11 protein-coding genes are annotated in these 13,236 nt (G+C 74.4%); 4 read left to right on the top strand and 7 right to left on the bottom strand.

Annotated features, from left to right (window positions below):
• Positions 1–127 precede the first annotated feature (127 nt).
• Complete coding sequence (locus BLS70_RS08655) at positions 128–1,882, top strand: reprolysin-like metallopeptidase (RefSeq protein ID WP_176946337.1); 1,755 nt, start codon at positions 128–130, stop codon at positions 1,880–1,882.
• A gap of 53 nt (positions 1,883–1,935) precedes the next feature.
• The gene (locus BLS70_RS08650; protein WP_091765855.1) at positions 1,936–4,311 is read left to right on the top strand and encodes a reprolysin-like metallopeptidase; all 2,376 of its coding nucleotides are present in this window, start codon (positions 1,936–1,938) and stop codon (positions 4,309–4,311) included.
• Between the two features lie 4 nt (positions 4,312–4,315).
• On the opposite strand, the gene BLS70_RS08645 is transcribed toward BLS70_RS08650, so the two are convergent.
• The 6 genes from BLS70_RS08645 to BLS70_RS08620 form a co-directional block, all read right to left on the bottom strand.
• Entirely contained in the window at positions 4,316–6,073 is a 1,758-nt protein-coding gene (locus tag BLS70_RS08645; RefSeq protein WP_176946336.1) for an acetyl/propionyl/methylcrotonyl-CoA carboxylase subunit alpha, read from the bottom strand.
• 99 nt (positions 6,074–6,172) lie between these two features.
• The gene (locus BLS70_RS08640; RefSeq protein WP_091765849.1) at positions 6,173–6,664 is read right to left on the bottom strand and encodes a hypothetical protein; all 492 of its coding nucleotides are present in this window, start codon (positions 6,662–6,664) and stop codon (positions 6,173–6,175) included.
• A complete protein-coding gene (locus BLS70_RS08635; protein WP_091765847.1) occupies positions 6,661–8,490 on the bottom strand; it encodes a serine hydrolase in 1,830 nt (609 codons plus the stop codon). Before BLS70_RS08635 ends, BLS70_RS08640 begins: the two co-directional genes overlap by 4 nt.
• A gap of 66 nt (positions 8,491–8,556) precedes the next feature.
• Positions 8,557–9,165, bottom strand: a complete 609-nt coding sequence (locus tag BLS70_RS08630; RefSeq protein ID WP_091765844.1) for a Maf family protein — start codon at positions 9,163–9,165, stop codon at positions 8,557–8,559.
• On the bottom strand, positions 9,162–9,395 hold the full coding sequence (locus BLS70_RS08625) for an acyl-CoA carboxylase subunit epsilon (protein WP_091765841.1): 234 nt from the start codon (positions 9,393–9,395) through the stop codon (positions 9,162–9,164). Before BLS70_RS08625 ends, BLS70_RS08630 begins: the two co-directional genes overlap by 4 nt.
• The gene (locus tag BLS70_RS08620) at positions 9,392–11,020 is read right to left on the bottom strand and encodes an acyl-CoA carboxylase subunit beta (RefSeq protein ID WP_091765838.1); all 1,629 of its coding nucleotides are present in this window, start codon (positions 11,018–11,020) and stop codon (positions 9,392–9,394) included. The genes BLS70_RS08625 and BLS70_RS08620 overlap by 4 nt, the downstream gene beginning before the upstream one ends.
• A gap of 98 nt (positions 11,021–11,118) precedes the next feature.
• On the opposite strand from BLS70_RS08620, the gene BLS70_RS08615 reads away from it, so the two are divergent.
• Entirely contained in the window at positions 11,119–11,958 is an 840-nt protein-coding gene (locus BLS70_RS08615) for a biotin--[acetyl-CoA-carboxylase] ligase (RefSeq protein ID WP_091765835.1), read from the top strand.
• Between the two features lie 31 nt (positions 11,959–11,989).
• Positions 11,990–12,646: a PH domain-containing protein gene (locus BLS70_RS08610; RefSeq protein ID WP_091765832.1), complete on the top strand. Its 657-nt coding sequence runs from the start codon at positions 11,990–11,992 to the stop codon at positions 12,644–12,646.
• 47 nt (positions 12,647–12,693) lie between these two features.
• On the opposite strand, the gene BLS70_RS08605 is transcribed toward BLS70_RS08610, so the two are convergent.
• The gene (locus BLS70_RS08605) at positions 12,694–13,194 is read right to left on the bottom strand and encodes a hypothetical protein (protein ID WP_091765829.1); all 501 of its coding nucleotides are present in this window, start codon (positions 13,192–13,194) and stop codon (positions 12,694–12,696) included.
• Positions 13,195–13,236: the final 42 nt, after the last annotated feature.

Here is a 13,236-nt window from a genome sequence, read left to right as displayed (position 1 = left end):
CGCAGGCTCGCGACGGGGGCCCCTCCAGGAGGGCCGTACGGGGCCGCTGTGTCGGGTGTGACGGCGTTTCCGCTCAAGTCGGGGGATCCGGTGCCGACGCGCGCGGAGCCCGCCGATGCAGGAGGGGATGTCTCCCGCCCCTGCTGTCCGTCGCCCTTCCGCCCTGCTGCGTGCGCTCGTCGTCGCCGGGGCGGTCGCCGTGGCGGCTCCGGTCGTCGTCCTGGCCGACCTGGGTACGGCCTCGGCCCAGGAGCCGGCCGGCACCGCCGTCGTCGGCCGGCTCCTGCAGGCGTGGCCGGAGAAGGCGCCCGGCGAGGAGCACGCCCACGCCGAGGCGGCGGCCCCGCTGAGCTGGGTCGAGACCGCCGACGGGTCGGTGCGCGTCCCGACCGAGGACCTCGCCGGGGTGCCGGCGGGTGCGACCGTCGAGCTCACGGTGGGCGCCGACGTGCGCGACGAGGGCACCGAGGAGCACGGCCTGGAGCCGGCGCAGCGGGTGCTGAGCACGGCATCGGTCACCCCGGCGACGACCGTCGCGGCGGTGCGCCGCCCGGTCACCAACCAGGTGACGATCGTGCTCGTCGCACCGGCGGGCACGAGCCCCGACGCAGCGCTGGTGCCTGCGGACGTCGCGGCCGTGGTCGACGGCACCGTCGCGGACTTCTGGTCGGAGCAGACCGACGGGGCCGTCCGGTTCGGGGTGGCCGCCAGCTCCGGGTGGCTCCGCACCACGGCCGGGTGCACCGATCCCACCGCGCTCTGGGACGAGGCGGCGGACGCCGTCGGTTTCCGGCCCGGTCCCGGCAAGCACCTGATGCTCCACCTGAGCAGCGGGACCGCGACCCAGCCCGGGTGCTCCTACGCCCTCGCCGAGGTCGGCGCCGGCCCCTCGTCGGGTGGGCGGCTCTACGTCCGCGAGACGCTGCCGTCGGTCATCGCCCACGAGCTGGGCCACAACCTGGGCCTGAGCCACTCCTCGGGCCGGCAGTGCGACGAGACGGTCGAGACCGGCAACTGCCGCACGACCGGCTACCGCGACTTCTACGACGTCATGGGCGTCTCCTGGTCGCAGCTCGGATCGCTCAACGCTCTCCAGGCCGCCCGGCTCGGCGTCCTGCCCGCCGGTGCCCTCCGGTCCCTGGACGTCCACGACGACGCCGCCCCGGTGGTCCTCGCGCCCACGGGGACGCGCACCGGCACCCGGGCGCTCCGCCTGACCGACGCCGAGGGCACCGACTACTGGCTCGAGTACCGGACGGCGACCGGCGCGGACGCCTGGCTGGGCCGCGCCGCCTCGAACCCGTATCGGCTGGAGACCGGCGTGCTGCTGCGCCGGGAGGCGGAGTTCCCCGACACCTCGGTGCTGCTCGACGGCACCCCCTCGGCGTCCTCCGGGTGGGACGACGACCTGCAGGCCGCACTGCCCGTGGACGTCCCGGTGGTCCTGTCGGGCGGGGACTTCACCGTGACCGTCCGGTCGACGACCGCCGACGGCGCCGCGGTCGACGTCGTGCCCACGACGCCGGCGGTGGCCGCCGCCCCGCCCGCGCCGCGGGAGGAGGGCGCCGGCCGGCTGCTGGCGGCCGACGGCGACTCCGCGGACGGCGGGTCCACCGACGGCGGCTCCACCGGCCGCGGCGCCGCCGCGCCGGGACATGACGCGGCCGTGGACGTCCCGGCCGCCGCTCCCGGGCAGCTCCCGGTGACGGTGCCCTCGACCCCGCTCCCCGCCGCGGCCGGAGCCACCCGTGCACCGGCGCTGGCACCCGCGGCGGGATCGACCTCGACCGGGAGCCTGCTCGTGGTGGCGGCCGTGGCCGGCATAGGCCTGACCGGCACCGCACTCCTGGCGCTGCGGCGGGCGCGGCTCCGCACCCGCTGACCCGTACGACGGTGGCAGCGGCGGGCCGGGGGCGTCCTGCGTCCCTCCATCGGGTGGTCGGACGCAAGATCATCCGGCCGGTCCGCGATGACCAGGACGTGTCGTCGTCCACCCGATGGCTGCCCGCGGCAGCCCGCGCTGCACTCGGCGGGCCCCGCCGGCTCCTCGTACCCCTCCTCGTCGGTGTGCTGCTCCTGGGCGCCGTGCCGGCGCATGCGGAGACGCCGGCCGGCGACGAACGGCTCGAGGGAGTGCTCACCCGCATCCCGGTCGAGCCCGATCCCCGGGACCGGCACCAGCACCAGCACCCGGAACCTCCGCACGAGGCCGAGGCGTGGGTGCGGCCGGACGACGGACCACCGGTACAGGTCGACGCAGGTGACGTGACGGCCCTCCCCACCGGTGCCACCGTGGCGGTGACCCTGGACGAGTCGCCGACCGGCCTCGCGGACGAACCGGTGGACGTCACCTCCGCCAGCGTCCTGGCCGAGCCGCCCGGCCCGGCCACGGCGGCGACGACCACGCTGACCAACCAGGTCACGGTCGTGCTGGTGACGCCGCCCGGCGTGGCCCGGGACGCGACCACGACGGCCGCCGTCGCGGCGCTCGTCGACGGCCCGGTGGCCCGCTACTGGTCCTCCCAGACCGGTGGGGCCGTGCGGCTGGGGGTCACCGCCCGGCACGGGTGGCGCTCCACGAAGAACGGCTGCGACCGGTCCATGGCCCTGTGGTGGGAGGTGGCCGAGGCGATCGGCTGGACCTCCGGGCCCGGCAAGCACCTGCTGCTCTACTTCCCGGAGGCCGCCTACGAGCGGGCCGGCTGCTCCTACGGGCTCGCGGTCTACGGCACTGCCCGGGGCGGTGGCGAGTCCTACATCACGGCGCTGGAGCCCGACGTGGTCGTGCACGAGCTCGGGCACAACTTCGGCCTGAGCCACTCCTCGACGTACACCTGCGACGGCGCCACCGAGCTCGCCCCCGGGAGACCCGGCCGGTGCGTGCTCGTGCCCTACCTCGACTGGTACGACCCGATGGGGAACTTCGACCAGCTGGGCACGTTCACCGCGCAGCACCAGTTCGACCTCGGCCGGCTCCCGGCGGCGCAGCGGCGGGAGGTCAGCAACGTCACCGGGGCGGCCACCGCCACCCTCGCGCCGATCAGCGGCCGTTCGGGGGTGCGGGCGGTCCGGATATCGGTCGACGCCGCGACCCAGTACTGGCTGGAGTACCGGCCCGCGGTCGGGCAGGACGCCTGGCTCGCCGACGACCGGCTCACCTGGTACCGCCTGGATGCCGGCGTCCAGCTGCGCAAGACCGGCGGCGGGTGGGCCCGCGAGTCGTTGCTGCTCGACCCGACGCCGGGACCCGACGCCTACCGGAGCGACGGCACCTGGTCGGTGCCCGTCGGGGGCACGGTCCGGCTGCCCGGCGGTTACGCGGTGTCCGTGCAGTCGGTCACCCCGGCCGGCGCCGTCGTCCGCGTGAGCACGCCACCCTCACCGATCGCGCAGCGACACGCCGCACTCGGCGGGGCCACGGGCACCCTCGGCAAGGCGACGAGCGCCGAGCAGTGCGGGCGCGCGAAGGGCGGCTGCCGGCAGCGGTTCGAGCGCGGCTGGCTGTTCTGGTCCCGGTCGACCGGCGCACGCCAGGTCTCCGGTCCCGTGCTCACGCGCTGGGCGGGGCTCCAGGCCGAGGCCGGGAAGCTGGGGTACCCGGCGGCCGACGTCCGGTGCGCGGCCCGCTCCGTCTGCACCCAGCGGTTCCAGGGCGGCACGCTGCTGAGCACGCCCTCCGGCGGTGTGCGGATCACCCGCCCGGAGATCGTGGCGAAGTGGACGTCCATGGGGGACACCCGCAGCGCCTTGGGGCTGCCGACCGCCGACATGGTCTGCAGCGGACAGCACGCCTACTGCCGGCAGTCCTTCCGGGGCGGTGTCCTCGTCCATGCACGAGGTCAGGGCACCCATCCGGTCACCGGGGGGCTGCTGAAGCGGTGGACGGCGCTGGGCCGTCACGCGGGCGTCGGCGTCCCCGTCGCGGACCCGCGGTGCGGCCTGCCCGGGGGCGGCTGCCGGCAGGCCTTCGCCTACGCCGACCTGGTGGGCACCGCCGCCACGGGCTACCGGGTGATCCGTGGCGAGGTGGACGCGACGTGGCGCAGGCTGGGCGGCCCCTCGTCGAGCCTCGGGTACCCCGTGAGCGACGAGATCTGCGGATTGCGGTACTACGGCTGCTTCCAGCGGTTCCAGCGCGGGTCGATCTACTACTCCGCCATCACCGGAGCGCACCCGGTCTCGGGCCGGATCCTGGAGCGGTGGGGAGCCCAGGGCTGGGAGACCGGCCCCCTGGGCTACCCGGCGTCGGACCCCTACCGCTCCGGCGGCGTGTGGAAGCAGCGCTTCATGGGCGGCACGCTGACCGGCTGAACCGCTACTCCGCGTCGGCGATGGTGCAGATGACCGCGCCGCTGGTGACCGAGGCGCCGACCTCGGCCGACAGGCCGGTGACCGTCCCGGCCTTGTGGGCGGTGATGGGCTGCTCCATCTTCATCGCCTCGAGGACGACGACCAGGTCGCCGGCCGCCACGGTGGCGCCGTCCTCGACCGCGACCTTGACGATCGTGCCCTGCATGGGCGAGGTGAGGGAGTCACCGGAGGCGGCCGAGCCGCCACCCCCGCCGCCGCGCTTGCGGGGCTTGGCGGGGGCGCCGGTCGCCGCGCCGCCACCGGCGGCCAGGCCGGCGGGCAGCGACACCTCGAGCCGGCGTCCGCCGACCTCGACGACGACGGTCTGCCGGGGCGCCTGCTCGTCGGCCTCGGCCGGTGCGGCGGCGTAGGGCGGGACCTGGTTGTCCCACTCGGTCTCGATCCAGCGCGTGTGCACGGTGAAGGGCTCGCTGGTGAACGCCTCGTCGCGCACGACGGCCCGGTGGAACGGGATGACCGTGGGCATGCCCTCGACGACGAGCTCGTCCAGGGCGCGGCGGGCGCGCTGCAGCGCCTCCTCGCGGGTGGCGCCGGTGATGATCAGCTTGGCGAGCATCGAGTCGAACGCGCCGGCCACCTCGCCGCCGGTCTCGACGCCGGAGTCCCAGCGGACGCCGGGGCCCTGCGGGATCTCCAGCCGCTCGACCGGGCCGGGGGCGGGCATGAAGTTGCGGCCGGCGTCCTCGGCGTTGATCCGGAACTCGATGCTGTGCCCGCGAGGGGTGGGGTCCTCGGTGATCTCCAGGGGCAGGCCCTCGGCGATGCGGAACTGCTCGCGCACCAGGTCGAGGCCGCTGGTCTCCTCCGACACCGGGTGCTCGACCTGCAGGCGGGTGTTGACCTCGAGGAAGGAGATGGAGCCGTCGACGCCCACGAGGTACTCGACGGTGCCGGCGCCGTGGTAGCCGGCGCCCTTGCAGATGGCCTTGGCCGACTCGTGGATCCGGGCCCGCTGCTCGTCGGTGAGGAACGGCGCGGGGGCCTCCTCGACCAGCTTCTGGTTGCGCCGCTGCAGGGAGCAGTCGCGGGTGCCGACGACGATCACGTTGCCGTGGGTGTCCGCGAGGACCTGGGCCTCGACGTGCCGGGGCTTGTCCAGGAAGCGCTCGACGAAGCACTCGCCGCGACCGAAGGCCGACACGGCCTCGCGGACGGCGGAGTCGAACAGCTCGGGGATCTCCTCGATGGTGCGGGCGACCTTCAGCCCGCGACCGCCACCGCCGAACGCCGCCTTGATGGCGACCGGGAGGCCGTGCTCCTTCGCGAACGCGACGACCTCGTCGGCGCCGCCGACCGGGTCCTTGGTGCCGGGCACCAGCGGGGCGCCGGCCTTCATGGCGATGTGCCGCGCGGCCACCTTGTCGCCCAGGTCGATGATCGCCTGCGGCGACGGGCCGATCCAGGTGAGCCCGGCGTCGATGACGGCCTGGGCGAAGTCGGCGTTCTCCGAGAGGAAGCCGTAGCCGGGGTGGATCGCGTCGGCGCCGGACTGCTTGGCGGCGTCCAGGATCTTGTCGATCACGAGGTAGGAGTCGCCGGGGGTCGTGCCGCCCAGGGCGAACGCCTCGTCGGCGACGCGCACGTGCAGCGCGTCGCGGTCCGGCTCGGCGTAGACGGCCACGCTGGTGAGACCGGCGTCCTTGCACGCTCGCGCCACACGCACCGCGATCTCACCGCGGTTGGCGATCAGGACCTTCTGCACCGGGGCTCTCCTTCTCAGTCGACCGCACGGAGATTAGCCAGGCGCCGCGAGCGCGGCGCGACAGGGTGGCCCCTTCGGGAACGCCGGGAAGGGGGCCGGTCAGCCACCGCAGTCGATCTCGAGCTCCGCCGAGCCCGCGGACTCGCCGTCCTGGCTCATGTCGGCCCGGAGCGAGAGGTGCGAGCCGGTGACCTCGTAGCGGCCGGTGGACAGGTCCGAGGTGGCCGTGACGCCGTCGTCGTCCAGGGCGAGCCGTGCGCCGTCGGGGGTGACGTCCAGGACGATCCGGGCGGTGTCGGCCGAGCCCTCGATGCGCGTGGTGGAGCCCTCGTGCGAGCACTGCCCGGTGAAGGGGGCGCGCAGCTCGCCCAGCCCGGAGTAGACGAGCACCGCGGTGCCGGTGGCCGGTCCGGCGGGCAGCGGTGCCAGGGCCTCCGCCTCCGCCCCGCCGGCCAGGTCCGCGTCGGTCGTCCCCGACGCCGACGAGGTCGACTTCGACGAGGTCGGCGCGGGGCCGGCGGCGTCGTCCGTGCAGCCGGCCACGGCCAGGACCAGGAGGGCCGACGCGGCCCCCCGTCGCAGCGACCTCACGGGGTGTCGCCCTCGCCCGCAGCGCTCCCGGTTCCGGTCCCCGGCACGGGGGGTGTCGTCGTGGGCACGGCACCTGCGGGGGGAGGAGCCGGCACGGACGGAGTGCCCGACGGCGTGGGACCGGTGGGCACACCGGACGGACCGACGTCGTCGGCAGGCGCGGCCGGCACGGCCGACGTCCCCGGAACGGCGGCGGCCTTCGGTGCGGTAGGAACCGGCGCGGGCGTCGTCGGGACCACCAGACGGCCGCCCTGGAAGTCCATGCGCGTGCCCCCGGTGACCCGGTACGCGTCGCTGACCGGGTAGCCGAGCGACCCCTTCTGGTACCCCTGTGCCTTGTAGGCGGCGAGCAGCCCCCCGCGGAGCACGTGGGCGCCCCGGCCCGGCGACCAGAAGACGGACCCGCCCTGGAAGTGGCTGACAGCACCGCCGGGCAGCGCGATCTCGTCGCTCGTCGGGAAGCCGAGCGGGCCCGCCTGGTAGTGCTGGGCCTTGTACGCGGCGAGGATCGATCCGATGACCCAGTGCGCCCCGGTGCGGGACGACCAGTAGATGCGGCCGCCCTGGAAGCGGTTCGCCGTACCGCCGCCCGGCAGCGCGATCTCGTCGCTCGTCGGGAAGCCGAGAGGGCCGAGCTGGTACCTCTGCGCCTTGTACGCGGCGAGGATCGACCCGCTCACCGAGTGCGCTCCGGTGCGCGGTGACCAGTAGATGCGGCCGCCCTGGAAGCTGTTCGCCGCGCCACCGCCGGGCAGCGCGATCTCGCTGCTCGTGGGGTAGCCCAGCCGGCCGGTCTCCCACCTGAGGGCGCCGTACGCCTTGAGGATCTCGCCCCAGACGGCGCGGGCGCCCGTCGCCGGGGACCAGTAGATCGACCCACCCTGGAAGAAGTGCACCGCGCCGCCGTGCAGCCGGATCTCGTCACTGGTCGGGTAGCCCAGCCGGCCGGAGGCGCCGCCCATCCGGTACCACTGCTCGCCGATCTGCCCCTGGACGCGGGGCACGAGGCCCTCGGGGAACATCGTCCGCACCGCGTCGGTGATCGACCTCTCGATGTGGGCGCCGCCCCGGCTGGAGGGTTCGCGGGTCAGCACGACGACGACGAAGCGGCCGTCGGGGCCGATCAGGCCGGTCGAGTGCCGGTAGATGCTGCCGTTGACGCAGCACATCCAGCCCTGCTTCTGGGCGATCACCTGCTCGCGGGGCAGGCCGTCGCGCAGCCCGAAGAACTGCCGGGCGCCGTCGCCCTGCACGGTCGAGCGGCGAAGCTGCCCGACGATCCAGTCACGGGACGCCGCGGACAGGCCCGCCGAGCGGTCCATCATCCGCCGGTAGAAGACCACCATGTCGTGCGCGGTGATCAGCGTGTTGCCCCAGTAGCGGACGTTCGAGGTCACCCGCGTCTCGGTCAGCCCGTAGCGCCCGATGACCTCCTGGACGATGGCGTTCGCGCCGAAGCGCCCCCAGAACCGGCTGGCCGGCGCGTCGAGGGACTCCCTCAGCATCCGGCCCATGTCGCCCATGTCGGCGGCGGAGAGGTGGATCTGGCCGAGGTCGCGCCGGTGCAGCAGGTGCTCGGCGATGAAGACCTTCATCACCGATGCCGACTCGATCCGGGTGTGCGCGGCGCGTCCGTTGTCGCGGTACTGGCCGGTGACCCGGTCGAGCACGGCGATCTCGATCGTGGTGCCCCGTGCGGTGGCGGCCTTGCTCCCGGCCGACACCCGGTCCTGCCAGCTGTCGGCACGCGCGATGCCCCCGCCCGGCAGCAGGAGCGCCATCGCCACGGCTGCGGCGACGAACGTGCGCATCCAGCGCTTGGTCATGCGTGCTCCCCCGGTAGGAGGGGCACGATTCCACAGGAACCGGGCGGTTCCGTGTCGGATGGGGCGTCAGTGCCGCCAGAGGTCGGTGATGGCCAGACCGCGCTTGGCGAGCTGCGTGCGCAGGACCGTCAGGGACAGCCCGACGACCGCGGCGGGGTCGCCCTCCACCCGGCGCACGAAGGGAGCGCCGAGGCCGTCCAGGGTGAAGGCGCCGGCCACCGCCAGCGGCTCCCCGGTGGCGAGGTAGGCCTCGATCTCCGGCTGGGTCGGCTCGGCGAAGTAGACGACGGTCGAGGCGACGGCGATGTCCCGGCTGGCCACACCGCCGTCCCGGACGTCGAACAGCGCCTGGCCGGTGTGCAGGATCCCGGAGCGCCCGGACATCCGGCGCCAGCGGTCGCGGGCGTCGGCGGCGTCGGAGGGCTTGCCCAGGGGCTTGCCGGCGAACTCCAGCAGCGAGTCCGCGCCGATCACCAGGGCGTCGGTCTCCCGCTTCGCGACCGCCGCGGCCTTGGCAGCCGCCAGCAGCGCGACCTGCTCGGCCACCCGCGGGGCGGAGTAGGCCGACTCGTCGACGTCGCTCACCACGACCTCGGGGGCCAGCCCGGCCTGCCGCAGCAGCGAGAGGCGGGCCGGGGACGCCGAGGCGAGGACCAGCCTGCGGTCGACGGTCATGCCGGACCCCCGGCCGCACGCCAGCCACCCGGGCCGGTCGTCAGCGCGGTGCGGTGCGTGCGCCCGTAGGAGGCCCAGCCACCGACCGGCGTGGGCCGGCGGCGCTCCCGGCGTTGCGACAGGGCGGCGACGACGACGGTCAGCGCCGCGAGCTCCTCCGCGGACGGCTCGCCCTTGACGACGCGCAGGAGCGGCGCGACCGGGGCGGCCTGCTCGGCTCCCTCGCTCACAGCGGGATGTTCCCGTGCTTCTTCGGCGGCAGGGTCTGGCGCTTGTTGGCCAGCACGCGCAGCGCCTTGGTCACCTGCACGCGGGTGTGCGAGGGCGGGATCACCGCGTCCACGTACCCGCGGTCGGCCGCGATGTACGGGTTGGCGAGGGTGTCCTCGTACTCCGCGATCAGCTCGGCCCGGCGGCTGTCCGGGTCCTCGGCGGCGGCCAGTTCCTTGCGGTACAGGATGCCGACGGCGCCCTGCGCACCGACGACGGCGATCTGCGCGCTCGGCCAGGCGAGGTTCACGTCGGCACCCAGGTGCTTGGAACCCATGACGTCGTAGGCGCCGCCGTAGGCCTTGCGGGTGATGACGGTGATCAGCGGGACGGTCGCCTCGGCGTAGGCGTAGATCAGCTTGGCGCCGCGGCGGATGATGCCGTCCCACTCCTGCGAGGTGCCGGGCAGGAAGCCGGGGACGTCGACGAAGGTCAGCACCGGGATGTTGAAGGCGTCGCAGGTGCGCACGAAGCGCGCGGCCTTCTCGCTGGCGTCGATGTCCAGCGTGCCGGCGAACTGGGTGGGCTGGTTGGCCACGACCCCGACCGGCCGGCCCTCCACGCGGCCGAAGCCGATGAGGATGTTGGGCGCGAACAGCGGCTGGACCTCGAGGAACTCGCCGTCGTCGAGGACGTGCTCGATGACGGTGTGCATGTCGTAGGGCGTGTTCGCCGAGTCCGGGATGAAGGTGTCGAGCTCGAGGTCCTCGTCGGTGAGGGCGTCGGGCAGGACGACGTCGACCGGCGGGACGTCGAGGGCCGGCAGCGGGTCGAGGTTGTTGCTCGGCAGGTAGGACAGCAGCGCCTTGACGTAGTCCAGCGCGTCGGCCTCGTCCTCGGCCAGGTAGTGCGCGACACCGGACTTGGTGTTGTGGGTGCGCGCGCCGCCGAGCTCCTCGAGCGTGACGTCCTCGCCGGTCACGGTCTTCACCACGTCGGGGCCGGTGATGAACATCTGGCTGGTCTTGTCGACCATGACGATGAAGTCGGTCAGCGCGGGGGAGTAGACGTGCCCGCCGGCGGCCGGGCCCATGACCAGCGAGATCTGCGGGATGACGCCGGAGGCGTGCACGTTGCGCTGGAAGATCTCGCCGTAGAGGCCGAGGGAGACCACGCCCTCCTGGATGCGCGCGCCGCCGCCCTCGTTGATGCCGACGACGGGGCAGCCGTTCTTGATGGCGAAGTCCTGGACCTTGACGATCTTCTCGCCGTAGACCTCGCCGAGGCTGCCGCCGAAGACCGTGACGTCCTGGGAGAAGATCGCGACGGGCCGGCCGTCGACCGTGCCGTAGCCGGTGACGACGCCGTCGCCGAAGGGACGCTTGGCGTCCATGCCGAAGTTCGTGGAGCGGTGGCGGGCGAACTCGTCGAACTCGGTGAACGAGCCCGGGTCCAGCAGTGCCTCGATCCGCTCGCGGGCGGTCATCTTGCCGGCGGCGTGCTGCTTCTCCACGGCGCGCTCGGAGCCCGCGTGCTGGGCCTCCTGGACGCGGCGCTCGAAGTCGGCCAGCTTCCCGGCGGTGGTGTGGATGTCGATGTCGTCGGGGACCTGCTCCCCGGCGTTCTCGAGTTCAGCCGCGCTCACGTTTCCTCCTCGCCGACGCACCTCGGCCGCAGGGTCGGGCCGTCGGTGCACATCCGGTGACCGCGCACGCCCGGCCACGGGTTCCGTAGCGTAGGGGAGTGCCCGAGGACTCCTCACCCCGATGGTCCGATCTCGGGCGTCCGCCGCTCGACGGCGCCGCTCTGGAGGCCGCGCTCACCCGGGACAGCCGTCTGTGGCGCTCGCTGCGGGTGGTCGCCGAGGCGGGCTCGACCAACGCCGACCTGGTCGCCGCCGCCGGGCAGGACGCGCCCGAGGGCACCGTGCTCGTCGCGGAGCACCAGGTCGCCGGCCGTGGCCGGCTCGACCGCGTCTGGACCTCACCGCCCCGGGCGGGGCTCACCGTCTCGGTGCTGCTGCGCCCCGACGTCCCCGCCGCGCGCCGGGGCTGGCTGCCGCTGCTGACCGGCGTCGCGCTGGCCGAGGCGGTGGGTGAGTCCACCGGCGTGCTGGCCTCGGTCAAGTGGCCCAACGACCTGCTCGCCCGCGACGGCCGCAAGCTGGCCGGGATCCTGGCGGAGAGCTCGGGACGCGCCGTCGTCGTCGGCACCGGCCTGAACGTGACCACGACGGCGACGGAGCTGCCCGACACCGGCACGTCGCTGGCCGAGGTGACCGGCGGGACCGTCGACCGGGCGCCGGTGCTGCTGGCCTTCCTCCGCGCGCTGGAACGGCGCTACCTCCGCTGGGTGGAGCACCTGGGCGACCCGGTGTCCTCCGGGCTGGCGACGGACTACCTGCGCCGGTCGTCCACGGTCGGGTCGGACGTGCGCGTCGAGATGCCGGACGGGTCGGTGCTGGAGGGCGTCGCGGAGGCCGTCGACTGGGACGGCCGGCTGGTCGTGCGCACCTCCGCCGGCACGGTGGAGCTGGCCAGCGGCGACGTCAGGCACCTGAGGACACGCGCCCCGGAGGCATGACCACGGGCCCTCGCTACGTCATCCTGACCCGATGCCCTACCCGGACAAACTGCTCGCCGACGACGAAGAGGTCGTCCGGCACCTGCACCCGCACTGGGTGACGGTGTTCTGGCCGGTCGTGCGCTTCCTGCTGATCGTCGGCGCGACCTCCTTCGGGGCGGCGATGATCCCCGACGGGCGCCAGCAGGGCATCTACCGCCTGGTGCTGCTGGCGGTCGCCGGGTTCCTGCTGCTGGTCACGGTCGTCGTGCCGCTGGCGCGCTGGCGAGCGACGCACTACGTCGTCAGCACCCACCGGCTGCTGTTCCGCGAGGGGATCCTCGCCCGGCGCGGCCGCGACCTGGGCCTGGGCCGGATCACCGACGTCTCGTACACCCAGACGCTCTGGGAGCGGCTGATCAGCTCCGGCACGCTGACCATCGAGACGGCCGGCGACGGCGGTGCGACGGTGCTGCGCCGGATCCCGGACAGCGACGGCGTCCAGCAGCTGCTCAACCACATGGTCGAGGAGGACGCCGACCGCCGCGCGCAGGAGAGCGCGAGCTACATCCGCGACCCCGGTCACGTCAGCGGCTCCGGCGACATCCGCGACCTGGGCTACATCCGGGACTCCGGCGAGGACGACTGGGACGGCGACTGGCACGGCGCGCGCGACGGGCACGGCGGCCGGCCGACGTCGGTCCTCTGACCCGCACCGGCAGCGCGGTGTGCCGGTTCCCTGGTGGCGCACTCGCTTCAGCGGTGGCTGAAGACCCCGAGCTCGGGAACCGCCTTGTCCAGCCGCAGGAGCAGGTCGTCGGAGGGTGGCCCGAGCAGCCGGGCGACGGCGTTCGTGGTCCGCGAGAGCTCAGCGGGGGTCATGGGGTGACGGCCGGTGTCGGCACGGGACCAGGCCGGGTGCATGACCGCCCCGCCGTCCTCGGGGCGCAGCTCCCAGACTGCGTGGACGACGGTGGCGCGCAGCGCGCACAGCCGACCGACGGCGTGCACCCAGCGCCGGAAGTCGTCGAGCAGCCGCCGGTCCCGGATGTGGACGGGCAGGAGGTCCTCGACGACGCCGACCATGGCCGGCACCTCGCGGGGAAGGACGGCGGACGCGGCAGGACCGTCGACGCCGGCCAGGATCCGGAGCAGGGAACTCATCCGGGCCTCCGCGGCGGCTGCCTCGGCGAGCAGCCGGCCGACGGCGGCGTCCCACGCCTGCCGCGGATGCGCGTCGGTCCCGGATACCGCCATGGGAGGAGTCTCCGGCACGGGTGGGGTCCGGTCCGCGTGCCG

The sequence above is a fragment of the Blastococcus aurantiacus genome, from assembly GCF_900102425.1.
Lineage (GTDB): Bacteria > Actinomycetota > Actinomycetes > Mycobacteriales > Geodermatophilaceae > Blastococcus > Blastococcus aurantiacus.
Note: the sequence above shows the minus strand (reverse complement) of the source record. Positions and strands in the feature narration are given on the sequence as shown.

Excerpts from the sequence above, each read along its gene's own strand:
- BLS70_RS08635 (WP_091765847.1), bottom strand. The coding sequence starts at position 8,490 with ATGACCAAGCGCTGGATGCGCACGTTCGTCGCCGCAGCCGTGGCGATG.
- BLS70_RS08655 (WP_176946337.1), top strand. The coding sequence starts at position 128 with ATGTCTCCCGCCCCTGCTGTCCGTCGCCCTTCCGCCCTGCTGCGTGCG.
- BLS70_RS08605 (WP_091765829.1), bottom strand. The coding sequence starts at position 13,194 with ATGGCGGTATCCGGGACCGACGCGCATCCGCGGCAGGCGTGGGACGCC.
- BLS70_RS08610 (WP_091765832.1), top strand. The coding sequence starts at position 11,990 with ATGCCCTACCCGGACAAACTGCTCGCCGACGACGAAGAGGTCGTCCGG.
- BLS70_RS08630 (WP_091765844.1), bottom strand. The coding sequence starts at position 9,165 with ATGACCGTCGACCGCAGGCTGGTCCTCGCCTCGGCGTCCCCGGCCCGC.